Origin of the sequence: Demequina lignilytica, assembly GCF_030418305.1 — a bacterium.
Classification (GTDB): domain Bacteria; phylum Actinomycetota; class Actinomycetes; order Actinomycetales; family Demequinaceae; genus Demequina; species Demequina lignilytica.
In genome coordinates, this window is sequence record NZ_JAUHPX010000003.1 from 73,863 (window position 1) to 98,617 (window position 24,755).

Consider the following 24,755-nt stretch of genomic DNA (forward strand, 5'->3'; position numbering starts at 1 on the left):
GCTCAGCGCCCGAGGCGCCGGTAGCGGAGCTCCGTCTCGAGCTTCTGCGGGCGCCACCACGGCTCGTTCTCGCGGTACCAGTCGATGGTGGCGGCGAGGCCGGCGCGCAGGTCCGCGTGGCGCGGCTCCCACCCGAGCTCCTTGCGCAGCCGCGACGCGTCGATCGCGTAGCGGAGGTCGTGGCCCGGCCGGTCCGGCACCCGGTCGTAGGCGTCCGGGTCCTGCCCCATCAGCTCGAGGATCGTGGACACGACCGTCCGGTTGTCCGCCTCGCCGTCCGCGCCGATCAGATAGGTCTCCCCGATCCGGCCGCGGTCGAGGATGCTCCAGACCGCGGCGTTGTGGTCGTCCACGTGGATCCAGTCGCGCACGTTGCGGCCCTCGCCGTAGACCTTGGGCCGCACGCCGTCGAGGACGTTGGTGATCTGGCGCGGGATGAGCTTCTCGACGTGCTGGTAGGGGCCGTAGTTGTTCGAGCAGTTCGACAGGGTGGCGTCGACGCCGAAGGACCGCACCCACGCGCGCACGAGGTGGTCGGCGCCCGCCTTCGACGCCGAGTAGGGCGAGCTGGGCCGGTACGGGGTGTCGCGGGTGAAGCGCTGGTCGCCGTCGAGGGGCAGATCCCCGTAGACCTCGTCCGTGCTGACGTGGTGCAGGCGCGTGCCGTGCCGCCGCACCGCCTCGAGCACGGTGAAGGTGCCGACCAGGTTGGTGCGGATGAACGGCGACGGGTCGTCGAGCGAGTTGTCGTTGTGGCTCTCGGCGGCGAAGTGGACCACCGCATCGGCCTCGCCCACGAGCGCCTCGACCGTCTCGGCGTCGGCGACGTCGCCCTTGACCAGGGTCACCCGCGCATCGTCCGGGAGGGACGATGCGCTGCCCGCGTAGGTCAGCAGGTCCAGGACCGTGACGTCGACGTCGGGGCGCTCGGCGAGCGTGAGCCTCACGAAGTTGGCGCCGATGAACCCCGCCCCGCCCGTGACGAGCAGCCTCACCTGGCCGCCTCCGCGGTGAACGTGCGCTCGCGCTCGAGCAGGGAGAGCAGGTACGCGCCGTAGCCGGAGGCGACCTGCGCCTGGCCGAGCGCGCGGAGCTGGTCGTCGTCGATGAAGCCGCGGCGCCACGCGATCTCCTCGGGCGCGCCGATCTTGAGGCCCTGGCGGCGCTCGACGGCCTGCACGAACTGGCTGGCCTCGAGCAGCGCGTCGACCGTGCCGGTGTCCAGCCAGGCGGTGCCGCGCGGCAGCACCTCGACGTGGAGCCGGCCGGCGTCGAGGTAGCGCTGGTTGATCGAGGAGATCTCGTACTCGCCGCGCGGGCTGCGGGGCACCGAGCGCGCGATCTCGACCACGTCGTTGTCGTAGAAGTAGAGGCCGGGCACGGCGAAGTCGGAGCGCGGATCCGCGGGCTTCTCCTCGATCGACAGCGCCCGGCCCGACGGATCGAACTCCACGACCCCGTAGGCGGTGGGCTCCGCGACCTGGTACGCGAAGATCGCGGCGCCGTCGACGTCCTGGAAGCGCTGCAGATGCAGACCCAGTCCGGGCCCGTAGAAGAGGTTGTCGCCGAGCACGAGCGCGACCTTGTCGGTCCCGATGAAGCCCGCGCCCACCTGGAAGGCCTGGGCGAGGCCCTCGGGGCTCGGCTGCGCGGCGTAGGTCAGCGACACCCCGAACTGGGAGCCGTCGCCGAGTAGCCGCTCGAACCGGGGGAGGTCGTGCGGGGTCGAGATGACGAGGATGTCGCGGATGCCCGCCAGCAGGAGCGTCGAGAGCGGGTAGTAGATGAGCGGCTTGTCGTAGACCGGCACCAGCTGCTTGCTCACGCCCTGCGTGATGGGACGCAGACGGGTGCCCGACCCGCCCGCGAGGATGATTCCGCGCATAAGGCACAGTGTGCCGTGTGAGCGCCGCCGCGCGCGAAACCTGAGCGGCGCACGAAGCGTGCGTCTAGGTCCAAGGGGGCAGACGGAGCCGGATGCAAACGCGTACATTGTCCGCGTGAACCCCAACACCCCGCCCGTCGCGGCCCCCGAGATCACCGTCGAGAGCTTCACGCGCGCCTTCCTGCGCGAGCTGAACTTCGGTCAGGGCGTCGACCTGGACCGCGCCTCCGCCAATGACAAGTACCTCGCGCTGTCGCGCGCGGTGCGCCACTACCTCACCACCCGCTGGCTCGAGACGCTGCGCAACCAGTACCGGGACCAGGCGAAGGTGGTCGCCTACCTGTCCGCCGAGTTCCTGCTCGGCCCGCAGCTCGAGAACGCGCTGCTCGCCTCGAAGCTGGACGAGGTCGCCCGCGAGTCCCTCGCGAACCTCGGGCTGGACCTCGACGAGATCCGCGCCGTCGAGGTCGAGCCGGGCCTCGGCAACGGCGGCCTCGGACGCCTCGCGGCGTGCTTCATCGACTCGCTCGCCACGCTCAACGTGCCGTCGATCGGCTACGGCATCCGCTACGAGTACGGCATCTTCAAGCAGACGTTCGTCGACGGCAAGCAGGTCGAGACCCCGGACAACTGGCTCCGGCTGGGCTCGCCGTGGGAGATCCCGCACCCGGAGAACGCGGTCGAGGTGACCTTCGGCGGCCGCACCGAGGCGGTCGAGGGCGCGGATGGGGCCCGCCGCTGGATCCCCGACTGGCGCGTCACCGCGCTGCCCTACAACTACATGGTGCCGGGGTACCACAACGGCCGCGTCAACACGCTGCGCCTGTGGAGCGCGAAGGCGACCCACGAGTTCGACCTGCAGATCTTCAACGCCGGCGACTACGCCGAGGCGGTGCGCGCCCGGACGTTCGCGGAGAACATCTCGAAGGTGCTGTACCCCGAGGACTCCACGCCGCAGGGCAAGGAGCTGCGCCTGCAGCAGCAGTACTTCTTCGTGGCCGCCTCGCTGCGCGACTTCCTCGAGAACGTGCTGCCCGACGGCTACGACCTGACCAAGCTGCCCGACCGCATCACCTGGCAGCTCAACGACACCCACCCGGTCATCGCGGTGCCGGAGCTGATGCGCCTGCTGATCGACGAGAAGGGCTGGACCTGGGACGACGCGTGGGCCGTCACCCAGAAGTGCTTCGCATACACGTGCCACACGCTGCTGCCCGAGGCGCTCGAGGTGTGGTCGGTCGACCTGCTGGGCCGCCTGCTGCCCCGCCACCTCGAGATCATCTACCGGATCAACGAGGAGTTCCTCGAGGTGGTCCGGGAGGCGTACCCGGGTGACGAGCTGCGCGTGCGTCGCATGTCGATCGTCGCCGAGCAGCCCGAGCGCGCGATCCGCATGGCCCACCTGGCCACGGTCGCCGGCTTCAAGGTCAACGGCGTGGCCGAGCTCCACTCGCAGCTGCTCGCGGAGAAGGTGCTGCACGACTTCGCCGAGCTGTGGCCCGAGAAGTTCACCAACGTCACCAACGGCGTCACGCCGCGACGGTTCGTGCGCATGGCCAACCCCGGGCTGTCCGGCCTCATCACCGAGGCGATCGGCGACGGCTGGGTCACCGACCTGTCGCAGCTGAGCCGGCTCGAGCCGCTGGCCGAGGACCCCGAGTTCCGCCGCCGCTTCCGTGAGGTCAAGGGCGCGAACAAGCGCCGCCTCGCGGAGGTGCTCGCCGCCCGCGACGGCCTCGAGATCGCCGGCGACGCCATGGTCGACGCGATGGTCAAGCGCCTCCACGAGTACAAGCGTCAGAGCCTCAAGCTGCTCCACATCGTCTCGATGTACGAGGGCGTGAAGTCCGGGCGCACGCCGCTCGAGTCGATCACCCCCCGCACGTTCGTGTTCGGCGCTAAGGCGGCGCCGGGATACGTCCGCGCCAAGGAGACCATCGCCCTCATCAACGCGGTGGGCCGGACCATCAACGAGGACGCGTCGCTCGAGGGCCGCCTCAAGGTGGTGTTCCCGCCGAACTACAACGTCACGCTGGCCGAGGTGCTGATCCCCGCCGCCGACCTGTCGGAGCAGATCTCGCTCGCCGGCAAGGAGGCGTCGGGCACCGGCAACATGAAGTTCGCCCTCAACGGCGCGCTCACCATCGGCACCGACGACGGCGCCAACGTCGAGATCCGCCAGCTGGTGGGCGACGACAACTTCTTCCTGTTCGGCATGACCGAGCCGGAGGCCGCGGACCTGCAGGCGAAGGGCTACGACCCGGGCGCGTACTACGAGTCCGACCCGGAGCTCAAGGCGGCGCTGGACCTGCTCGCGTCGGGCGCGTTCACCGGTGGCGACAAGGGCGGCGCCGTCGCGTCGCTGTTCGCCTCGCTGACCGAGCGTGACCGCTTCATGGCGCTGGCCGACTTCCGCTCCTACGTGGACGCGCAGGCGACGGTCGAGGAGGCCTACCAGGACCACGAGGAGTGGAGCCGCAAGGCGATCCTCAACGTCGCCCGCACCGGCTTCTTCAGCTCGGACCGCTCGATCCAGGACTATCTGGACCGCATCTGGCGCGCGGAGCCGGTCACGCAGAACCACTGATCCGGACCCGGATCGCGCGAGGGGCCTCGGGAGACCGGGGCCCCTCGTCGCGTCCCGGTGCGGCGCATCGTCCTCACCGGCCGAGCGCCTCCCGCACGTGGGCGACGATCGCGTCGGCACCGGACTCGAGCTGGCCGAGGACCTCCTCGAAGTCATCGCGGCCGCCGTACCAGGGGTCGTCGATGTCCAGACGATGCTCGTCCCCCCGGGCCTCCACCACGGCGGCGAGGTCGAAGGAGCGGTACAGGCTGATGGGCGCGTCGGGACGCAGGCGCCGCAGCCGCTGCGCGTGGCCGACCGTCATCACCAGGACCAGGTCGCGGCTCTCGAGCTCGCTCTTGGTGACGCGGCGCGCACGGTGGCGGGGGACCGCGTAGCCGTGGTCCTCGAGGACGGCGACGGCGCGCTGATCCATGCGGTTGCCCTCCTCCTCGTCGCTGACGCCGGTGGAGTCGACCGTGACGGCGTCGGCCAGCCCGGCGGCCTCCAAGCGGTCGCGCAGCACCACCTCCGCCATCGGGGAGCGGCAGATGTTGCCGGTGCAGACGGTCATGATGCGGTAGACGGATGCCTCAGCCATGCCGCCATCCTCCTCCTCGCGGGGCGCCGCCGCTTCCTGTGAGGGCATGACGGCACGCCGATCGCCCGAAACGTGCACTCATCGCCTCACAGGACGCGAGCGCCCTCAGCCCCGCCCGTCGCGGCCGCGCAGCCGGTCGAGCTGCCGGCGCTCCTTCTTGGTCGGCCGCCCGGCGCCCCGCTCGCGCACGCCGAACACCCCCGCCTTCTCGCGCGGCGGCGGCGGGGGAGAGTGGTCCAGGTACGCGGCCTGCGCCAACGGCGCGCTCACCCGCTTGACCAGCAGCTGCCGCACCTCGAGCACGCGCAGCCGGTCGAGGCCGCGGATCTCGACGGTCGCGCCGGGGACCACCGCGGTCGACGGCTTGGCGCGTTCCCCGTCGACCCGCACGTGGCCCGCCTTGACGGCGGCGGTGGCCTGCGAGCGGCTCTTGTACATCCGCACCGCCCACGTCCACGCGTCCACCCGCACCGACTCGGCCATCCCCCGAGGGTACGCGGGGGACCGCCGGGCCGACGCATCGTCCCTCCCACGCCCCTAATCTGGAGCCATGGAAACCGTGTACGAGGCCATCGGCTGGATCGGCTCGATCCTCATCGTGTGGTCGCTCATGCAGGCGCGCGTGCTGAGGTTCCGATGGATGAACTTCGCCGGCTCCGTCATCGCGACCGCGTACAACGCCTACTTCGGCATCTGGCCGTTCGTCGCGATGAACGCCGCGATCGTGATCATCAACTCGTACTGGCTGCTGCGCCTGTACCGCGAGCGCCACGATCCGGGCGTGTACAAGGTGATCCCGCTCGATGCCGAGGACCCGTTCCTCCTGCACTTCCTCGAGGTCCACGCCAAGGACATCGCGTCGCAGCGCCCCGACTTCGCCGCCCGCGCCATGAACCGCGACGGCCGCCGCGTCACGTACCTGGTGACGCGCGGCGACGAGGCGGTCGGCGTGGTCGCGCTGCGCGACGAGGGCGCGGGCGTCGGGCTGGTCGAGCTGGACTGGGTCAAGGCGCGCTTCCGGGACTTCACGCCGGGGGAGTTCGTCTACCACCGGGACGATGCGCTGAAGGAGGCGGGCTTCCGCCGGGTGGAGATCGAGACCCGGCCGGAGCTGGATCGCGAGTACCTGCGCAAGGTCGGCTTCCGCACCGACCGGACCCGCTGGGTGATGGATCTGGCGGCCTGACATGAGCCGACCGATCCACTTCGCTTCCGACAACTACGCCGCCGTCCACCCCGAGGTGATGGAGGCGATCGCGGAGGCCAACGTCGGCCACGACGTCGCCTACGGCGCCGACTCCGCCACCGCCGCGTTCGACGCGGCCATCGCGGCCACCTTCGGGGACGATGCGCTGGGCTTCCCGGTGTTCAACGGCACCGGGGCGAACATCGTGTCGCTCATGGCGCTCAGCCCCCGGTGGGGCGGCGTGGTCGCCTCCGAGCACGCGCACATCAACGTCGACGAGAACGGCGCGCCCGAGCGGGTCGGCGGGCTGAAGATCCTGGCGCTGCCGAGCGTCGACGGCCGCCTGCGGCCCGAGCAGCTCGCCCGGTACGCAGGGGACCTGGGCGACGAGCACCGCGCCCAGCCCGTGGTGCTCTCGGTGACGCAGTCGACCGAGCTCGGCACCGTCTACTCGCTTGAGGACCTGCGCGAGCTCATGCATGCGGCGCACGCGCTCGGGATGCGGGTCCACCTGGACGGCGCCCGGATCGCCAACGCCGCCGCCGCGCTCGGGGTGTCGCTCGCGGAGGCGGTCGCCGGAGCGGACGTGCTGTCCTTCGGCGGCACCAAGAACGGAGCGATGCTCGGGGAGGCCGTGGTGGTGCTCGCGGAGGACCTCCGGGCCCCGCTCGCCCACGACCTGCCGTACCTGCGCAAGCAGACCATGCAGCTGGGGTCGAAGATGCGGTTCGTCTCGGCGCAGCTCACGGCGCTGCTGACGTCGACCGGGGGCTCGGGCGAGCCGCTGTGGCACCGCAACGCGAGCCACGCGAACGCGATGGCGGCGCGGCTGCGGACGGCTCTTCAGCCCGCGGCGGCGTCGGGCGTGCTGAGCTTCACCCAGGCGACCGAGTCGAACGCGGTGTTCGCGGTGCTGCCGCGCCGGGCGGCCGCCGCCGTGCGCGCACGGTTCCGCTTCTACGACTGGCAGGCGGGACCCGACGCCGACAGCGTCGAGGTGCGGTGGATGTGCGCCTGGGACACGCGCGAGGAGGACGTCGACGGCTTCGCGGCGACGGTCCTCGCCGCGTGCGAGGAGCTGGCCTGATGGCGTCGAACCGGAGGTCTCGCTGATGGCGCTGTGCCCCTGCGGATCGGGCGCCTCGTTCCCCGACTGCTGCCGGCCGTACCTGCGCGGGGAGGCCGCGGCGCCCACGGCCGAGGCCCTGATGCGCTCCCGCTACACCGCGTTCGTGCGCGGCGACGCGGGCTACCTCATGCGCACATGGCACCCGCGGACCTGCCCGGCGACGCTCGACGTCGAGGAGACGGACTGGCGCGGGCTCGAGGTGCTGGCGACGGAGTCGGGGGGCGCTGCGGACACGACCGGCACCGTCACCTTCGTCGCCCACTACGCGACGGGGGTGATCTCGACCGGCACCATGCGCGAGAAGAGCAGCTTCGTGCGTGAGGACGGCCGGTGGCTCTACGTTGGGGCGATCGACGAGTGAGCGAACTGACTCATACAGTTCGCCTGGCGACCATGGACGACGCCCCCGCGCTCGCCGAGCTGGCGGCCACCACGTTCCCGCTGGCCTGCCCGCCCACCACGACCGCCGAGGCCATCGCGGACCACATCGCGAACGCCCTCGCCCCGGAGGTGCTGGCCGGCTGGATCGTCGATCCGCAGAAGGCGGTGATGGTCGCAGAGTCCTCCGACGGCTCCCTCGACGGCTACGCGCTCGCGGTCTTCGGCCCGTGCGCCGACCCGGAGGCGGCGATCGCGCTGGCGACCGCGGGCATCGTCCCGGACCCGGTCCACGAGCTCTCGAAGATCTACGTCCGCGCCGAGGCGCAGGGCGGCGGGCTCGCGGGCGCCCTGATGGAGGCGGCGGTCGCCGCCTCGCGCGAGGCCCACGGCGCCGGTCCGTTCTGGCTCGGCACCAACGCCGACAACGCGCGGGCGCAGGCGTTCTACCGGCGGCACGGGTTCGCGACCGTGGGCGCGCGGACCTTCCTGGTGGGCGGTCGCCCCGAGTCGGATGTGGTGATGCTGCGCACCGAGTGAGCGGGCTTGACCGAACTGGGACCCTTTCCGCAGGGAACTCGGAGCATTTCAGGCCACAATGGAGCACGTGACCGAACCGCTCCTCCTCGGCATCGTCGTCGCGACCGCGCTCGCCTTCGATTTCACCAACGGATTCCACGACACCGGCAACGCGATGGCGACCTCCATCGCCACCAGGGCGCTGAAGCCCAAGCAGGCCGTGCTCCTGTCAGCGACCCTCAACATGGTGGGCGCATTCCTGTCGCTCACGGTCGCCGCGACCATCGCGAAGGGGATCGTCGACTCCGGCGTGGTCACCCTCGAGATCGTGCTCGCGGGCCTCGCGGGCGGCATCATCTGGAACCTCGTCACGTGGCTGTTCGGCATCCCGTCGAGCTCCTCGCACGCCCTCGTCGGCGGCGTGGTCGGCGCGGTCCTGGCCGCGGCCGGCACGGGCGGGGTGCTGTGGGCCGGGCTCGTGGCCAAGGTGCTCCTCCCCGCCCTGATCGCCCCGCTGGTCGCGATCCTGGTCGGCACGGTGGCGACCGCGCTGGTGGCGCGCATCACCCGGGACGTGCCGCAGGACACGAACGACCGCATGTTCCGGTGGGGTCAGATCGGCTCGGCGTCCCTGGTCTCGCTCGCGCACGGCACCAACGACGCGCAGAAGTCGATGGGCATCATCCTGCTCGCGCTGATCGCGGCCGGCGCGGTACCGTCCGACTCGAGCGTGCCGTTCTGGGTGATCGTGAGCTGCGCCCTCGCGATGGCGCTGGGGACCTACACCGGCGGCTGGCGCGTGATCCGGACCCTGGGCAAGGGACTGGTCGAGCTCGAGTCCCGCCAGGGGATGGCGGCCGAGACGTCCTCCGCCGCGGTCATCCTGCTCTCGAGCCACTTCGGCTACTCGCTCTCGACCACGCACGTCGCGACGGGCTCGATCATGGGCTCGGGGGTCGGCATGAAGGGGGCGTCGGTCCGCTGGTCCGTCGCCGGCCGGATGTTCATGGCCTGGCTGATCACCGTGCCCGCCGCCGCCACCGTCGGCGCGCTCGCCTACGGTCTCGACCGTCTGGTCGGCGGGACCGCGGGCTCGTATGTGGTGTTCGGCGTGCTGCTCGCGATCGCCGCGTTCATCTGGTGGTGGTCGCGTCGCAAGCCGGTGGGCCACCACAACGTGAACGACGACTGGGAGCCGGTCGCGGACGCCGAGGCGATCCTGGCGGAGGCCGTGGTCGACCACGAGCTGTCCGAGGCGGCGGATGGCCCCGTGACCGTGCCTGATGCCCGCGAGCGCGAGAGCTGAGGAGCGAGCCATGCAGCAGTACATCGAATGGGGCGCCCTCGCCAACGTCGTCCTGGTCGGCCTCCTGGTCGGCGCGGGACTGCCGGCGCTCTTCGCGCTCGGCGTGCGTGCGCTCGCCGGCACCGGGGCGAAGGACGAGGCAGGGCAGGTCAGGACCGGACGCAAGGTCCTCGCCGCCGTGGCGTTCGGCATCGTCATCGCGACCATCGTCGCCGCGGTCGCCTACATCGCCGCCGGCGGGCACTAGCCGCCACGCCGCCCGCGCGACCCGCGTCGCTCGGTGGTGAACTGGAGGCATGAGCGCTCCCGGGGTGCAGCCGCGCGCGGGCGACCAGCCCGACGCCCGGGTCGACGCCGCCTTCGCGGCGCAGCCCCGGGAACGCTTCCTGCCCGAGTCCGTGCGCGGGCAGGCGGCCCTCGACCAGCCGCTGCCGATCGGCTTCGCGCAGACCAACAGCCAGCCGACCACCGTGCGCGACATGCTCGTCCTGCTCGACGTGCACCGCGGCATGAAGGTGCTCGAGGTGGGCGCCGGCACCGGCTGGGTGCTCGCGATGCTGGCCGAGCTGGTCGGTGTCGACGGCACGGCGATCGGCACCGAGCGCATCCACCGGCTGGTCGAGGCGGGCAACGCGAACCTGGTGGCCGCCGACGTCCCCTGGGCGCGGCTGGTCGAGGCGGACGAACACGCGCTGGGTGCACCCGAGGAGGCGCCGTTCGACCGGATCCTGGTCTCCGCGATGGCGGGCCGGATGCCACGAACGCTGGTCGCGCAGCTCGCGCCGGGAGGGGTCATGGTGGCCCCCGTGCGCATGCGGATGATGCGGGTGGTGCGCGGCCTCCCGCCGCACGACGACCCGGACGATGCGGTGGTCACCGAGCACGGCGGCTACCGGTTCGTGCCGCTGATCGAGCCGTAGCTCGGGTGCTGCGCGCGGCGCCCATCTTTTGACAGCGGTCGCCACCGCGAGGACCGTGAGGAGGGTCGGTGTCCCACTGCAACGACGCGGAGGTCCCCATGGCTACACACGACGACGCGATGCTTCTGACCCAGGTGCTCCAGTGGCACACGTCGGCCGGGGGGATGGAGGCCTCGATGGCCCTCATGTCCCCCGACTTCGACGCCGAGTCGGCGAGCGTCCACGACCGCGAGGTGTTCGTCATGCTCATGATGGGCGAGACGGTGGGCACGTACGTGAAGCAGGGCGTGCTCGATGCGGGCCTGGTCTACGACCTGTGGGCGCCCGGGCTGATGTGGGCCCGCGTGGGGCCCGCCGCGCTGCGCCAGCGCGAGGAGTACGGCGTGCCCGCGCTGTGGGAGAACTTCGAGGCGCTGGCGTCGGGCCGGCTCGGCTGAGATCGCGGGGCTACGCCGTTCAGATCAGCAGGTAGACCGCTCCGACCAGCGTGAGCGCGATCACGACGCGGTCGAACACCGTCTGATCGATCCGCTCGGCGAGGGCTCGGCCCGCGAGCGCTCCGACCAGCACCGCGGGCACCAGGACCAGGTCCAGCAGCACGCCCGCGGGAGTGAGCAGCCCGAGCGAGATCGAGAACGGCACCTTGGCGACGTTGACGATCGCGAAGAACCACGCCGCGGTGCCCAGGAAGGTCTTCACGGGCAGACGCGCGGCAAGGAAGTACATGGACATGACGGGACCGCCCGCGTTCGCGACCATGGTGGTGAAGCCGCCCAGCGTGCCGTAGAGGATCCGGCCTCCGTGAGGGCGGTCCTGAGCGGCGACCCGGCGCCGCCAGAGCGTGAACGCGATCAGGAGCAGCAGGATGACGCCGATCAGGCGGCGCACCGCGGCATCGTCCGCGAGCGCCAGGAACGCCACTCCGGCCAGGACGCCGACGATCACGGCGGGCGCGAGGCGCACCAGCGCGCGCCAGTCGGCGTGGCGGCGGTAGGCCCACAGGGCGAAGACGTCGCCGACGATCAGGAGCGCGAGCAGCGTTCCGGTCGACTGCCGCGCGGGCAGCACCGCGGCGAACGCGGCGATCGACAGCGTGGACGCGCCGGGCAGCGCGGTCTTCGACACGCCGACGACCGCCGCCGCGACGGCGAGCAGCACCCATGCGGCTACCGACTGCTCGGGCAGCATGCGCTAGCCCGCCACGGGCGCCGAAGGGCGGCCCCTGCGCCCCGCATCGTCCCCGTACTCGCTCCGCATCGACCCTCCTCGAGCCCGCCCGCACACGACCGGAGCGCGATCCGCGCCCCGCCGCAACCTACAACGGCCGCCGCGTACCCGCCGACGAGCAGCGCTGGTTCGGAGCACGAGAAAGGCCCCCGAGGATCACCTCGGGGGCCTTCTGGATGGTGCGCGAGGGGGGAGTTGAACCCCCACGCCCTTTCGGGCACACGGACCTGAACCGTGCGCGTCTGCCTATTCCGCCACTCGCGCGCGCCGGGCTACTCTAGCACGATTCGCAGGACCGTTACGATTGCCTGCATGGGTGTGCTGGACCGCTTCGAGCGCGGCGTCGAGAACGTGATGCAGAACGCGTTCGCGCGCACCTTCAAGGCGGGTGTGAAGCCGGTCGAGCTGGCCGCCGCGATCAAGCGCGAGTGCGACGCCCGCGCCGCCGTCGTGGACCGCGGCCGCACCGTCGCGCCCAACGAGTACGCGATCGCGTTGTCCCCGACCGACCTCGCGACGGTCAAGGAATGGGGCGAGGACGCGCTGCTCCACGAGCTGTCCGACTCGCTGCGCACGCACGCGGAGCGCCAGCGCTACAGCTTCGTCGGCGGGGTCGAGGTCAGCCTCGGCGCGGACGAGACCCTCGCGACCGGCCGCTACGCCGTGGTCTCCCGCACCACGCGCGGCCCCGTCGCCCCGGCGACCACCTCGAACCCGAACTCCCGGCACCCGCTGCTCGACATCGACGGCACCCGCTACTACCTCACCGGCGAGGCGACGGTCCTGGGCCGCGGCTCCGAGTCGGACATCGTGGTGGACGACACGGGCGTGAGCCGCCGGCACGTGCGCCTCGAGGTCACGTCGCACGGCACGATCCTCACGGACCTGGGCTCCACGAACGGCACGTTCGTCGAGGATCAGCGGGTCAGTGAGGCGACACTCCTGGACGGCAACGCCATCACCATCGGTCGGACCACCATGATGTATTGGGATCCGGTGGACGAGGGTGAGGACTACTGACGTGAGCCAGCTGTCGATCACCCTGCTCCGCATGGGCTTCCTGGTCCTGCTGTGGGCGATGGTGCTCTCCGCGATCGCGGTGCTCCGCGCGGACCTCTACGGCACGCGCATCACGTCGCGCGGCCGCGGGCGCGAGGCCCGTCCCGCCCCCGCGGAGAAGACGGCCGCGCCCTCGCGCGCCGGGACCGGCATCCGCACCGGCTCGATCTCGACCAAGGCACCGTCGAACGCGCACCTGTCCGTCACCGCCGGCCCGCTCAAGGGCACCACCATCCCGCTGGGCTCCGCCCCGGTCCTGGTGGGGCGCGCGAGCACCTGCACGCTGGTGATCGACGACGACTACTGCTCGGCCAAGCACTGCCGCGTCTACCTGGACGCCACGACGTGGATGGTCGAGGACCTGGGCTCCACCAACGGCACGTACCTGGGCAATCAGAAGGTCACGGACCCCGTCCCGTTCCGCGAGGGCGACGTCATCCGGATCGGCGCGACCGCCCTGGAGCTGCGCCGCTGATGTATCTGGGGATCCACTTCGCCGCCCGGTCCGACGTGGGCCTCGTGCGCGCGAACAACCAGGACTCGGGCTTCGCCGGCCCCCACCTCCTCGCCGTGGCCGACGGCATGGGCGGCGCCGCGGGCGGCGACATCGCCTCCTCCATCGCCATCGCGCGCCTGGCGGCGCTCGAGGGCGAGGCCCACGGCCCGGACGATGCGCTGGACGAGCTGAAGACGGCCATCTCCGACGCGCATGCCCAGATAGTCCAGCGGGCCCGCAACGATCCGGAGCTCTCGGGCCTGGGCACCACCGTCACCGCGCTGCTGCGCTCCGGCTCGACGCTGTCGATGGCGCACATCGGCGACTCCCGCGCCTACCTGCTGCGCGACGGCCAGATCGACCAGGTCACCACCGACCACTCGTTCGTCCAGCACCTGGTGGACACGGGGCGGCTGTCCGTCGCGGACGCGGAGAACCACCCCAAGCGCTCCATGCTGCTGCGTGTGCTCGGCGACATCGACGCCGACGTTCCGGTCGACATCTCCGTCCGCGAGACCCGCCCCGGCGACCGCTGGATGCTGTGCTCGGACGGCCTCTCGGGCGTGGTGAGCAAGGACACCCTGCGCAAGACCCTCCTCGAGGTCGAGGACCCAGCGGACTGCGCGGACGCGCTCGTGGGCCTCGCGCTCGCCGCCGGCGCGCCCGACAACGTGACCTGCGTGATCGGCGACATCGTCGACATCGACGCGGCCCCCGACGGCGTCGGCCCGCCCACCGGCTCCCAGATCGTCGGCTCGGCCGCTCGCGACCGCCGCAAGCCCTCGGCCGGAGGCGACACCGCCGCCGGCCGCGCGGCGAAGCTCGCGAACCGCGACGAGCCGGACGACGACGAGGAGCCTGCGCGAGACCTCTGGCAGCGCCTGCGTCCGTGGATCCTCCCGCTGGTGGTGCTGCTCGCCATCGCGGGCGCCGCCTGGGGCGGCTACGTCTGGTCGCAGCAGCAGTACTACGTGGGCGAGTCCGAGGGCTTCGTGGCGATCTACCAGGGCATCCCGGAGACCCTCGGCCCCGTCGAGCTCCACGAGCTCGTGGAGACGTCCGACCTGCGCCTCGAGGACCTGGCGCCGTACCAGCGTGAGCGCGTGCTCGACGCGATCCGCGTCGGCGAGCTCGACGAGGCTCGCGCCGTGGTCGGCTCGCTGGAGACCGGGACCTAGTGGCAACCGTCGCCGAGGTCACGGTCCGCACCGGGCGCCGGGCCGAGCTGGGCCTGCTCGCCCTCACCGTCCTCATCGCCGTCGCCGCGCGCGGGCTGGTCGACTATCACGCCGACTACCTGGTCATCTCCGACATGCTCGTCTACACGGGCGCGTGGGTGGCCGTGGCCCTGGCGATCCACCTCGCGCTCCGCCGGTGGGCGCCGTTCGCGGACCCCGTGCTCGTGCCCGCGGTGCTCACCATCAACGGCATCGGCCTCGCGATGATCCGGCGCATCGACTTCGCGTACGCCGCGCGCGGCCGCGAGACGGACTTCGGGCAGGTGCAGGCCGTCTGGACCCTCCTGGGCATCAGCCTCGCGATCCTGGTGATCCTGCTGCTGCGCGACTACAAGCTCCTGCGCCGCTTCACCTACACCGCGGGCGTGCTCGGACTGGTCGGTCTGCTCCTGCCCCTGCTGCCCGGGATCGGCACCCAGATCAACGGCGCGCGCATCTGGATCAACGTCTTCGGCAAGTCGCTGCAGCCGGGCGAGTTCGCCAAGATCGCCTTCGTCGTCTTCTTCGCCGGTTACCTGGTCTCGAACCGCGACACGCTCGCGCTCGCCGGACCCAAGGTGCTCGGCATGCGCTTCCCGCGCCCCCGCGACCTCGGGCCCCTCGCGCTGGTCTGGGTCGCGGCGATGCTGGTGCAGATCTACGAGCGGGACCTGGGCACGTCGCTGCTCCTGTTCGGCATCTTCGTCGCGATGCTCTATGTCGCCACCGAGCAGCTCAGCTGGGTGCTCACGGGCATGGCCATGTTCACGGTCGGCGCCGTGGCCGCCGGAGCCTTCTTCAGCCACGTGGGCGCGCGCTACACGGCCTGGCTCCACGCCCTCGACCCCGAGGTCTACCGGTCGGGCCAGTCCGAGCAGCTGGTCCGCGGGCTCTTCGGCATGGCGTCCGGCGGGCTGTTCGGCACCGGTCTGGGCGAGGGGAGACCCGACCTGGTCCCGTACGCGGAGTCCGACTTCATCGTCGCCTCGATCGGGGAGGAGCTGGGGCTGACCGGGCTGCTCGCGATCCTCACCCTCTACATCGTGATCGTCCAGCGCGCGATGCGCACCGCGATCGGCATCCGCCACGGCTTCGGCAAGCTGCTGTCCGCCGGCCTGGGCTTCGCGATCGGCCTCCAGGTGTTCATCGTCGTGGGCGGCGTCACCCGCGTCATCCCGCTCACCGGTCTCACCACGCCGTTCCTCGCGTACGGCGGCAGCTCGATGCTCGCCAACTGGATCGTCATCGGGCTGCTCCTGCGCATCTCCCATCAGGCGCGCCGGCCTGAGGAGTCGAGCGCATGAACGAGCCGGTCCGTCGCATCTCGGTGGTGGTGCTCACGATGTTCCTGGCGCTCATGATCGCCGCGTCATACATCCAGGTGATCGCCGCGGGAGACCTCAACGCCGACGCCCGCAACGTCCGCACCCTGTACCGCGAGTACGGCACCTTCCGCGGCCCGATCGTGGTCGACGGGCAGTCGATCGTATGGTCCGCGCCGGTCGACGATCCCTTCAACTACCAGCGCACGTACGCCGACGGACCGCTGTACTCCGCCGTCACCGGCTACTACTCGATCGTCTACGGCCGCACGGGTATCGAGCAGTCCGAGAACGAGCTGCTGTCCGGCACGGCGGACGAGCTGTTCTGGACCCGGCTGGGCAACCTCGTGTCGGGCGAGACGCAGCGCGGCGCGAGCGTCGAGCTCACGCTGAGCGGCGCGGTCCAGCAGGCGGCGTTCGACGCGCTCGGCGACCAGATCGGGGCCGTGGTCGCGCTCGACCCGTCGACCGGCAAGGTCCTCGCGATGGTCACCAGCCCCACCTTCGACCCCGCGGACCTGGCCGGGCACACCACCTCGGTGGTCAACGAGAACTATCAGACCCTGCTGGGCACCCCGGACGGCCCCCTGGTGAACCGGGCGATCGCCGGCGACACCTATCCGCCGGGCTCGACCTTCAAGCTGGTCACCGCCGCCGCCGCGCTGGGCGCCGGCTACGACGCGGAGTCCGAGCTCTACGCCCCCGACGAGCTCGCCCTGCCCGGCACCAGCGTCACCATGGGCAACTACGGCGGGGCCTCGTGCTCGTCCACGGAGTCGATGACCCTGGCCGACGCGCTGCGCATCAGCTGCAACACCGCCTTCGGCAGCCTCGGGATGAAGCTCGGATGGTCGGTCATCGAGCGGCAGGCGGAGGCTTTCGGCTGGGGTGAGCAGCTCTCGATCCCGCTCGCCGTCACGCCGTCGCGTCTGCCCGACGACCCGGACCAGGCGCAGACGGCGATGTCCTCGATCGGCCAGTACGACGTGCGCGCCACCCCGCTCCAGATGGCGATGGTGGCGGCCGGCATCGCGAACGACGGCGAGCTCATGCGCCCCTACCTGGTCGAGACGGTCCGCGACGCGGACCTGCGGGTGGTGGAGACCACCGAGCCCGAGGTCATGTCCACGCCGATGACGGTCGCGGACGCGAACGAGCTGACCGCGATGATGGTGGGAGTGGTCGACGCGGGGTCGGGGACCAACGCCCAGATCTCCGGCGTCGAGGTCGCGGGCAAGACCGGCACCGCCGAGACGGGCAACGACCTCGATCCGCACGCCTGGTTCGTGGGCTTCGCCCCCGCCGACGACCCGGTGGTCGCGGTCGCGGTGGTGCTGGAGAACGGCGGCGGCAACACCGGCACCATCACCGGTGGGCGCCTCGCGGCACCCATCGCCAGGCAGGTCATCGAGGCGGCGCTGGCCGCGCAGGGAGGGAGCTGAGATGGCGATCCACGCCGGCACCACCCTGGGCGGACGCTACGTCCTGAGGTCGATGATCGCGGTCGGCGGCATGGGCGAGGTCTGGCGCGGGACCGATGCCGACCTGGACCGCGACGTGGCCGTCAAGGTGCTCAAGGACGGCGCCGCGGAGAACGAGACGTTCCTCAAGCGGTTCCGCAACGAGGCCAAGAACGCCGCCGGGCTCATCCACGCGAACATCGCGCAGGTCTACGACTTCGGCGAGCACGCCGGCACGCCGTACCTGGTGATGGAGATGGTCGAGGGGGAGCCCCTGTCGACCATGCTCGAGCGCGAGCGCACGCTCGACGAGGCCCGCCTGGTGGTCATCCTGCGGCACACCTGCCGCGGGCTCGCGGTCGCGCACGAGGCCGGCGTCATGCACCGCGACATCAAGCCCGGCAACCTCCTGGTGCAGGAGGGCGACCACGTCAAGATCACGGACTTCGGGGTCAGCCGCGGCACCGACCAGACCACCCTCACCGCGACGGGCATGGTCATGGGCACGGCGCAGTACCTCGCCCCGGAGCTCGCGCTCGGCAAGCCGGCGACCCCGCAGTCCGACCTCTACGCGATGGGGATCATCGCCTTCGAGGCCGTGGCCGGCAAGCGGCCCTTCACCGCCGCGAGCGCGGTCGACATCGCGATCGCCCAGGTGAACGAGCCAGTGCCGGCGCTGCCCGCGGGCGTGTCGCCGCAGCTCGCGGACCTCATCCTGCGGCTGCTGGAGAAGAACCCGCGCAAGCGCCCCGCGACGGCCCTCGAGCTCGACCGCCTGCTCGCCGACCTCGACCTCGCCCCGGGCGAGCGCGCCGCGCCGGCGACCCCCGCATCGTCCCCCACCCCGACCACCGCGCCGCGCCGGGCGATGCCCCCGTCGATCGCGCCCCGCGAGTTCCGTCCCCGCCCCGACGTCTCGCGCAGGAGGCCCGCACGATGACGTCTGAGACAATGTGCCGCAGCACGACAGGTAAGGAAGCTTCATGAACGACGATCCCAAGATCCTCGCTGGTCGATACGAGGTGGGCGACCTCATCGGCCGGGGCGGGATGGCCGAGGTCCACGTCGGCTACGACACGCGCCTGGGCCGCACCGTCGCGATCAAGATCCTGCGCGCCGACCTGGCCCGCGACCCGTCGTTCCAGACGCGGTTCCGCCGCGAGGCGCAGGCGGCCGCGGGGCTCAACCACCCGAGCATCGTCGCCGTGTACGACACCGGCGAGGACACCATCGTGGGGGCGTCGGGCCAGCCGCAGGCGGTGCCGTTCATCGTGATGGAGTACGTCGAGGGCCACACGGTCCGCGAGATCCTCAAGGGCGACGTCGCCGCCCCGATCGACGAGGCCGTCGAGATCACCGCGGGCGTGCTCGCCGCGCTCGACTACTCCCACCACGCGGGGCTGGTGCACCGCGACATCAAGCCCGCCAACATCATGCTGACGCCCACCGGCGCGGTGAAGGTCATGGACTTCGGCATCGCCCGCGCGCTCGCCGACGCCGGTCAGACGATGACCCAGACGCAGGCCGTGGTCGGCACCGCCCAGTACCTGTCGCCCGAGCAGGCCCGGGGCGAGCACGTCGACGCGCGCTCGGACCTGTACTCGACCGGCTGCGTGCTGTTCGAGCTGCTGACGGGTCGCCCGCCGTTCGTCGGCGACTCGCCGGTCTCCGTGGCCTACCAGCACGTGCGCGAGCCCGCCCCGCAGCCGTCCCAGTTCGCCTCGGACGTGCCCGCCGAGCTCGACAAGGTCGTGCTGCGCGCGCTGTCGAAGAACCGCGACGAGCGCTACTCCAGCGCCCAGGAGTTCCTCGCCGACCTCCGCGCGGTCATCGCGGGCGACGCGGTCGCGCCGTCCACCGGCGCGATCGCGCTCGGCTCCGCCGCCTTCGGCGCCGGGGTCGCGGGCGTCGCCGCGGCGGCCGCGGCCGGTGCGGGAGGCCCCGAGACCGGGGCCACCGAGATTATGCCCGAGCAGGCCGCCGGGACGGCCGTCATGGCCGGCGGGCCCTGGGCGAACGTCGCCCCCGGCTCCGTCCCCCCGGGGACGGGCAGCGTGCCGGTCACCGAGGAGGTCGACCCGGACGAGGCGCGTCGCAAGAAGATCATGCAGTGGTCGATCCTCGCGGCCGCGATCCTCGCGGCGGCGCTGCTGATCGGCGCCCTGTGGATGCTGACGCGCGGCGGACCGGCGGTCGAGCCGAGCCCGAGCGCGTCGGCGGTCGCGATCCCCGTGGTCGAGGGGCTGCCCGAGGACGAGGCGGTGGCGGCGCTCGAGGAGCTGGGCCTGGTCCCGACGGTGGAGACCGAGCCGTCGGACGACGTCGACAAGGACCTCGCGACGCGCACCGATCCGCCAGCGGGCCAGCAGCTCGCCGAGGGCGCGAGCATCGTCCTGTACATCTCCGCGGGCCCGGACGTGGTCACGGTCCCGGACGTCCGGAGCCTCACCGAGGAGCAGGCGATCAGCGAGCTCGAGGACGCGGGGCTGCGGGTCACCCGGACGGACACGACGGACGACGGCGGCATCGACGAGGGCCGCGCCGTCGAGACGAGCCCCGCCGCCGGCGAGGAGGTCGCGAACGACTCGACCGTCACGCTGTACCTCTCGAGCGGCAAGGTCGACCTGCCCGATCTCACGGGCATGAGCGAGTCCGACGCGCGCGCCGCCGTCACCGAGCTGGGCCTCATCCCGCAGGTGACCTACCAGGAGTTCGCGCAGGGCCCGTACGGCGAGGTCGAGTCGCAGTCGCCGTCGCCGAGCCGCGTGGACAACGGCACCACCGTCACGCTCACCGTCGGCACGCAGCCGTCGACCGTGGCGGTGCCCGACGTCACCGGCATGAGCGAGTCGAACGCGAAGTCGGAGATCCAGGGCGCCGGTCTCCAGGTGGGCGCGGTGTCGACCGACACGACCGACCCGCAGGTCGACAAGGCCGGCACGGTGAAGTCCACCAACCCCAAGGGCGGCACCCAGGTGACCCCCGACACCCTCGTGGACATCGTCATGTACTGCGACGTGCAGGCCGTGATCACCACGCCGGACCCGGCCGACCCCGCCAACACGACCACGGACTACGTCTGCCAGTAGCGGCCGTCACGGTTCCATCACGACGCGCCCCCGGGGGAATACCCCCGGGGGCGCCGGTGTCTATGCTGGCGTGATGATGCCTCAGGCGACCGTGGACGGGGTGAGGGAGTTCGTCGCGGCGAACCTCCCCGAGGTGCAGTGCGCCCTCGACGACCACGTCACCCAGGCGATGGGAGAGCTGCCCTCGGCCGGCGCGGACTATCGCAACCTGTGGGCGTCGATCGGCCAGCAGTACTCCGGCGGCAAGAACCTCCGCCCGTCGCTCACCCTGGCCGCCTACGCCGGCCTGGGAGGGGACGATGCGGAGGCCGTGGTCCCCGTCGCGGCCGCCATGGAGATGCTCCACACGGCGATGCTCGTCCACGACGACATCCTCGACGGAGACGAGGTACGCCGAGGCCGCCCCAACGTCGCCGGCACCCGCCGCCGCGCCCTGGAGGACAGCCGGCTCACGCCCGCCCAGGTGGACGCCCACGTCCTGTCCGCCGCGCTGCTCGGCGGCGACCTGGCCCTCGCATCGTCCTACGACCTGATCTCCCGGGCGAAGCTGCCCGCGCACCACCGCATCGCCTGCCTCGACCTGATCACGCGCGCCATCCGCACCACCATCGCGGGCGAGCTGCTGGACATGTACGGGGACATGACGGCCCCGAAGGACGCCAACAGCCTGCTGGTCGCCGAGCTCAAGACGGCGACCTACTCGTGCGTGGTCCCCCTCCTCGCGGGCGCCCAGCTCGCGGGCGGCGACCCCACGATGGTCGGGCACCTCGAGAAGCTCGGGGCGTCGCTGGGCCTGAGCTTCCAGCTGGTGGACGACGACCTGGGGGTGTTCGGCGACCCGGAGGTCACCGGCAAGTCCGTGCTGTCCGACCTGCGGTCCGGCAAGCGCACCGAGCTGCTGCGGCTGGGCTTCCAGCAGGCGGACGACGCGGGTCAGGCCCTGCTCGCCGCCGCCGTGGGCAACCCCGACCTCGACGAGGACTGGGCGGGCCGTGTGCGCGACGTGCTGATCGAGTGCGGCGCCCGCGACCGGGCGCTCAAGGTGGCGCGGCAGCACGCCCGCATGGCGCGCAGGATCGCCTACGAGCGGATCCCGGCGCCCCTGTCCGGCTACCTGATCGACCTCATCGACGAGATGGAGGGCCGCACGTCATGAGCCAGGCCCGGCGACGGGTCCACCTCGACAACGCGACCTCGCTCGCCCTCTACGACGAGGCCGCGCGCGCCGCCGCGGCGCAGGTGATCGCGCGCTACTCCACCTCCTTCGGGCTCGGCACGCGCCTGCTGGCGCGCGCCATGCGCCACCACATCGAGGCCGTCTACGCGATGGTGCGGGTCGCCGACGAGATCGTCGACACGTACCGGGGCGACGACGCGGGCGACCTGCTCGACGCCTTCGCGGACGAGGTGCACGCCGCCATGGAGCGCGGCTTCTCCGCCGACCTGGTCGCGCACGCCTTCGCGACCACGGCGCGCGAGGTCGGGATCGCGCGGGCGCAGACCGAGCCGTTCTTCGCGTCGATGCGGATGGACCTGGCGACGGCGGAGCACGACGCGGAGTCGCTCGCGACGTACATCTACGGCTCCGCCGAGGTCGTGGGGGAGATGTGCCTCGCCGTGTTCGTCAACACCGGCCACGGTCCCCGGCCCCTCGAGCCGCGGGTGAGCGAGGGCGCGCGACGGCTCGGCGCCGCGTATCAGAAGGTGAACTTCCTGCGGGATCTGGGCTCCGACGTGGAGCAGCTGGGCCGCGCCTACTTCCCCGGCGTGACGGCGGAATCCCTGACGGACGCCCGGCTCGCCGAGCTCGTGGCCGACTGCCGGGCGGACATGGATGCGGCCCGCGCGTGCCTGCCCGACCTGCCCCGGCGCGCGCGCGTCGCGGTCGCGACCACCCTCGACATCTACGACCGCCTGCTCGCGCAGATCGCCTCCACGCCTGCGGCGGAACTGGCTGGACGGAGGATCCGGGTGGCGAACCCGGTGAAGCTCGGCCTCGCCGCACGGAACGTGGTGCCCTTCGGGTCGGCGGCGGGGGCGCGGGCGTGAGCGGCGCGCGGACGGGAGCGCCCCGCATCGTCGTGATCGGCGGGGGAGTCGCGGGCCTGGCGACCGCGGGCCTGCTCGCGCGCGGGGGCGCGCAGGTGACCCTGCTCGAGCGCAACGCGACGCTCGGCGGCCGCTCGGGGCGCCTCACGGTCGCCGGCCACACGTTCGACACCGGCCCCTCGTGGTACCTCATGCCCGAGGCCTTCGAGCAGTGGTTCGCGCTCATGGGCCGCCGCGTCGAGGACCACCTCGACCTCATCGACCTCGACCCGCGCTACCGGGTGTTCTTCGAGGGCGAGGATCCGTGGGGCGCGGCCGAGAGCCTCGACGTGTCCGCCGACCCCGAGTCCAACTGGGAGACCTTCGAGGAGCTCAGCCCCGGCGACGGCGCCGCCATGCGCAGGTATGCGGAGGATGCGGGCGAGCTCTACCGGATCGCGCTCGACCGCTTCCTCTACACGACCTTCGCCAGGCCCCTCGGGGTGGTCGACCGCGACGTGCTGCGGCGGCTCCCCCGGCTCGCCTCGCTGCTGACCCGGTCGCTCGGCGCGCGCATCGCCGCGAAGGTGCGCGACCCGCGGCTGCGGCAGATCCTGGGCTTCCACGCGGTGTTCCTCGGCTCGTCGCCGTCGCGCGCGCCATCGCTGTTCTCGCTCATGAGCCACCTCGACCTCACCGACGGCGTCCGCTACCCGCGGGGCGGCATGTACGCGGTGATCGAGGCGCTGGCGGCGATCGCCCGGGAGGAGGGCGCCGCGGTGCGCACCTCCTCGCCCGTGGCGCGGATCGTGGTGGACGATGCGGGATTCGCCTCCGGCGTCGAGCTCGCCTCCGGCGAGCTGGTGCCCGCCGACGCGGTGGTCTCCGCGGCGGATCTCCATCACACGGAGACCGCCCTGGTGCCCGAGGAGTGGCGCACGCATCCCGAGCGGTCGTGGCGGCGGCGCGAGCCCGGCGTCAGCGCGCTGCTCGCGATGGTCGAGGTGGACGGCAAGGTGGACGAGCTCGCGCACCACAGCCTGTTCTTCACGGGCGACTGGGACGCCAACTTCGAGGCGATCCTCGGGAGGCGGCTGCCGCCCGTGCCGGCCTCCGTCTACGTCTCCCGGGTGGGCGCGACCGATCCGTCCGTGTCTGCGGAGGGCAAGGACTCGCTGTTCCTCCTGGTCCCGTTCCCCGCGGATCCGTCGCTGGGATCCACGGCCGAGTCCCGGGCGGAGCTGATGGGGGTGGCCCGCCGCTACCTCGCGCAGATCGGGGCCTGGGCCGGGATCGAGGACCTGCCCGGCCGGTCGACCGTGCTGAAGGTCACCACCCCCGCCGACTTCGCCGAGGGGCTCGGCGCCTGGCAGGGCGGCGCCCTCGGGCTCGAGCACACGCTGCTCCAGTCGGCGATGTTCCGCCCCGCGAACGTGTCCTCCAAGGTCGCGAACCTGCTGTACGCGGGCGCGTCCACCGTCCCCGGCATCGGCGTCCCGCTGTGCCTCATCTCCGCGGAGCTGGTCGCCAAGCGCCTGCTCGGCGCCGTCGACGTCGGGCCGCTCCCCACGCCCGCGCCCGAGGGCTTCCTGAGCCTCTCGAAGGATCAGGGCGTGCTCGGCAACCTGGCCCGACGGGCCGGATCCTGCCAGCTGCGCGAGGCGCGCGGCGAATGAGCCAGTTCGCCTACCTGGCCGCGTTGGTCGTGTCGATCGGCGGCCTGGCCGTGCTGGACCTCCGGTACCGGATCGCGCTCTTCGACCAGCCGCGACGCACGCTGCTGACGGTCGGGCTCGCCGCGGCCGCCTTCCTCGCCTGGGACGCCGCCGGCGTGGGCCTGGGCATCTTCTTCATCGGCGGCGCGCCCTACCTGACGGGCGTGGTGCTCGCGCCCGAGGTGCCGCTCGAGGAGCTGTTCTTCCTGATCCTGCTTGTGTACCAGACGCTGCTGCTGTGGCGCTGGCTCGACCGGCGCGCGCGGGCGGCGACGCGCGAGGGCGCGTCATGACGTACGTGCTGCTCTCCCTGGGCGTGCTCGCCCTGATCGGCGCGGTCACCGTGCCGACCCTGCGCCGCATGCCGCAGCGGCCGCTCCTGCTCACCGGCGCCGTGCTGATCGTGATGACCGCGATCTTCGACAACGTGATCGTCGGCCTGGACATCGTCGGCTACGACCCGGCGCGGATCTCCGGCATCCGCGTGGGGAAGGCGCCTCTCGAGGACTTCTCGTACACACTGGGAGCCGTGATGATGGTGCCCGCGCTCTGGACCTGGCTGGGCCCGCGCCACCCGCACCCCTCCACCCCAGCGCCGACCTCGACCCCCGACCCCTCCCGTCGGGACACTCAGTCCTCATGAATCGCCGGA

Annotated in this window: 26 protein-coding genes and 1 tRNA gene; 21 read left to right on the forward strand and 6 right to left on the reverse strand. The window is 72.0% G+C overall.

The genetic code is table 11. The annotated features are described in order from the left end of the window. Positions 1-2: 2 nt before the first annotated feature. Together rfbB and rfbA are read right to left on the reverse strand one after the other, a co-directional pair. Positions 3-995: a dTDP-glucose 4,6-dehydratase gene (gene rfbB, locus QQX10_RS05715; RefSeq protein WP_301119001.1), complete on the reverse strand. Its 993-nt coding sequence runs from the start codon at positions 993-995 to the stop codon at positions 3-5. Continuing rightward, positions 992-1,885, reverse strand: coding sequence for a glucose-1-phosphate thymidylyltransferase RfbA (gene rfbA, locus QQX10_RS05720; protein WP_301119002.1), 894 nt, complete (start codon positions 1,883-1,885; stop codon positions 992-994). Before rfbA ends, rfbB begins: the two co-directional genes overlap by 4 nt. 115 nt (positions 1,886-2,000) lie before the next feature. Here rfbA and QQX10_RS05725 point away from each other — a divergent pair, with 115 nt between their 5' ends. Continuing rightward, a complete protein-coding gene (locus QQX10_RS05725) occupies positions 2,001-4,472 on the forward strand; it encodes a glycogen/starch/alpha-glucan phosphorylase (RefSeq protein WP_301119003.1) in 2,472 nt (823 codons plus the stop codon). 73 nt (positions 4,473-4,545) lie between these two features. On the opposite strand, the gene QQX10_RS05730 is transcribed toward QQX10_RS05725, so the two are convergent. Both QQX10_RS05730 and QQX10_RS05735 read right to left on the reverse strand, forming a co-directional pair. Then, positions 4,546-5,052 (reverse strand): low molecular weight protein-tyrosine-phosphatase, encoded by a 507-nt coding sequence (locus QQX10_RS05730; protein ID WP_301119004.1) that lies wholly within the window; start codon positions 5,050-5,052, stop codon positions 4,546-4,548. Between the two features lie 105 nt (positions 5,053-5,157). After that, complete coding sequence (locus tag QQX10_RS05735; RefSeq protein WP_301119005.1) at positions 5,158-5,535, reverse strand: RNA-binding S4 domain-containing protein; 378 nt, start codon at positions 5,533-5,535, stop codon at positions 5,158-5,160. A 67-nt stretch (positions 5,536-5,602) separates the two neighbouring features. Between QQX10_RS05735 and QQX10_RS05740 the strand changes: the two genes are divergently transcribed. From QQX10_RS05740 to QQX10_RS05775, 8 genes are all read left to right on the forward strand, one after another. After that, positions 5,603-6,238 (forward strand): hypothetical protein, encoded by a 636-nt coding sequence (locus tag QQX10_RS05740; protein ID WP_301119006.1) that lies wholly within the window; start codon positions 5,603-5,605, stop codon positions 6,236-6,238. Position 6,239: 1 nt separating this feature from the next. Continuing rightward, positions 6,240-7,325, forward strand: a complete 1,086-nt coding sequence (locus QQX10_RS05745; protein WP_301119007.1) for a threonine aldolase family protein — start codon at positions 6,240-6,242, stop codon at positions 7,323-7,325. A 25-nt stretch (positions 7,326-7,350) separates the two neighbouring features. After that, a complete protein-coding gene (locus tag QQX10_RS05750) occupies positions 7,351-7,728 on the forward strand; it encodes a YchJ family protein (RefSeq protein WP_301119008.1) in 378 nt (125 codons plus the stop codon). Positions 7,729-7,760: 32 nt separating this feature from the next. Beyond that, entirely contained in the window at positions 7,761-8,285 is a 525-nt protein-coding gene (locus QQX10_RS05755; RefSeq protein WP_301119009.1) for a GNAT family N-acetyltransferase, read from the forward strand. Between the two features lie 67 nt (positions 8,286-8,352). Continuing rightward, complete coding sequence (locus QQX10_RS05760; RefSeq protein WP_301119010.1) at positions 8,353-9,570, forward strand: inorganic phosphate transporter; 1,218 nt, start codon at positions 8,353-8,355, stop codon at positions 9,568-9,570. Between the two features lie 10 nt (positions 9,571-9,580). Continuing rightward, a complete protein-coding gene (locus QQX10_RS05765; protein ID WP_301119011.1) occupies positions 9,581-9,817 on the forward strand; it encodes a hypothetical protein in 237 nt (78 codons plus the stop codon). Positions 9,818-9,866: 49 nt separating this feature from the next. Then, the gene (locus QQX10_RS05770; RefSeq protein ID WP_301119012.1) at positions 9,867-10,490 is read left to right on the forward strand and encodes a protein-L-isoaspartate O-methyltransferase family protein; all 624 of its coding nucleotides are present in this window, start codon (positions 9,867-9,869) and stop codon (positions 10,488-10,490) included. Positions 10,491-10,588: 98 nt separating this feature from the next. Continuing rightward, positions 10,589-10,927: a DUF4760 domain-containing protein gene (locus QQX10_RS05775; RefSeq protein WP_301119013.1), complete on the forward strand. Its 339-nt coding sequence runs from the start codon at positions 10,589-10,591 to the stop codon at positions 10,925-10,927. 19 nt (positions 10,928-10,946) lie between these two features. On the opposite strand, the gene QQX10_RS05780 is transcribed toward QQX10_RS05775, so the two are convergent. Together QQX10_RS05780 and QQX10_RS05785 are read right to left on the reverse strand one after the other, a co-directional pair. Continuing rightward, entirely contained in the window at positions 10,947-11,678 is a 732-nt protein-coding gene (locus QQX10_RS05780; RefSeq protein ID WP_301119014.1) for a sulfite exporter TauE/SafE family protein, read from the reverse strand. Between the two features lie 216 nt (positions 11,679-11,894). Next, positions 11,895-11,981, reverse strand: a tRNA-Leu gene (locus QQX10_RS05785). A 48-nt stretch (positions 11,982-12,029) separates the two neighbouring features. Here QQX10_RS05785 and QQX10_RS05790 point away from each other — a divergent pair. The 12 genes from QQX10_RS05790 to QQX10_RS05845 all read left to right on the forward strand — a co-directional run bounded on the left by QQX10_RS05790 (position 12,030) and on the right by QQX10_RS05845 (position 24,746). After that, entirely contained in the window at positions 12,030-12,737 is a 708-nt protein-coding gene (locus QQX10_RS05790) for an FHA domain-containing protein (protein WP_301119015.1), read from the forward strand. A gap of 1 nt (position 12,738) precedes the next feature. Further along, complete coding sequence (locus QQX10_RS05795; RefSeq protein ID WP_301119016.1) at positions 12,739-13,251, forward strand: FHA domain-containing protein FhaB/FipA; 513 nt, start codon at positions 12,739-12,741, stop codon at positions 13,249-13,251. Beyond that, positions 13,251-14,450, forward strand: a complete 1,200-nt coding sequence (locus QQX10_RS05800) for a PP2C family protein-serine/threonine phosphatase (RefSeq protein WP_301119017.1) — start codon at positions 13,251-13,253, stop codon at positions 14,448-14,450. Before QQX10_RS05795 ends, QQX10_RS05800 begins: the two co-directional genes overlap by 1 nt. Continuing rightward, on the forward strand, positions 14,450-15,793 hold the full coding sequence (locus QQX10_RS05805) for an FtsW/RodA/SpoVE family cell cycle protein (protein ID WP_301119018.1): 1,344 nt from the start codon (positions 14,450-14,452) through the stop codon (positions 15,791-15,793). The genes QQX10_RS05800 and QQX10_RS05805 overlap by 1 nt, the downstream gene beginning before the upstream one ends. Next, positions 15,790-17,253, forward strand: a complete 1,464-nt coding sequence (locus QQX10_RS05810) for a penicillin-binding transpeptidase domain-containing protein (RefSeq protein WP_301119019.1) — start codon at positions 15,790-15,792, stop codon at positions 17,251-17,253. Before QQX10_RS05805 ends, QQX10_RS05810 begins: the two co-directional genes overlap by 4 nt. Position 17,254: 1 nt before the next feature. Then, a complete protein-coding gene (locus QQX10_RS05815; protein WP_301119020.1) occupies positions 17,255-18,211 on the forward strand; it encodes a serine/threonine-protein kinase in 957 nt (318 codons plus the stop codon). Positions 18,212-18,254: 43 nt separating this feature from the next. Beyond that, positions 18,255-20,360, forward strand: a complete 2,106-nt coding sequence (gene pknB / locus QQX10_RS05820) for a Stk1 family PASTA domain-containing Ser/Thr kinase (RefSeq protein ID WP_301119021.1) — start codon at positions 18,255-18,257, stop codon at positions 20,358-20,360. Positions 20,361-20,433: 73 nt separating this feature from the next. Continuing rightward, the gene (locus QQX10_RS05825) at positions 20,434-21,516 is read left to right on the forward strand and encodes a polyprenyl synthetase family protein (protein ID WP_301119022.1); all 1,083 of its coding nucleotides are present in this window, start codon (positions 20,434-20,436) and stop codon (positions 21,514-21,516) included. Next, complete coding sequence (locus tag QQX10_RS05830; RefSeq protein ID WP_301119023.1) at positions 21,513-22,409, forward strand: phytoene/squalene synthase family protein; 897 nt, start codon at positions 21,513-21,515, stop codon at positions 22,407-22,409. Before QQX10_RS05825 ends, QQX10_RS05830 begins: the two co-directional genes overlap by 4 nt. Next, a complete protein-coding gene (crtI, locus tag QQX10_RS05835) occupies positions 22,406-24,064 on the forward strand; it encodes a phytoene desaturase family protein (RefSeq protein WP_301119024.1) in 1,659 nt (552 codons plus the stop codon). Before QQX10_RS05830 ends, crtI begins: the two co-directional genes overlap by 4 nt. Beyond that, positions 24,061-24,396, forward strand: a complete 336-nt coding sequence (locus QQX10_RS05840) for a lycopene cyclase domain-containing protein (RefSeq protein WP_301119025.1) — start codon at positions 24,061-24,063, stop codon at positions 24,394-24,396. The genes crtI and QQX10_RS05840 overlap by 4 nt, the downstream gene beginning before the upstream one ends. Continuing rightward, positions 24,393-24,746, forward strand: coding sequence for a lycopene cyclase domain-containing protein (locus QQX10_RS05845; protein WP_301119026.1), 354 nt, complete (start codon positions 24,393-24,395; stop codon positions 24,744-24,746). The genes QQX10_RS05840 and QQX10_RS05845 overlap by 4 nt, the downstream gene beginning before the upstream one ends. Positions 24,747-24,755: the final 9 nt, after the last annotated feature.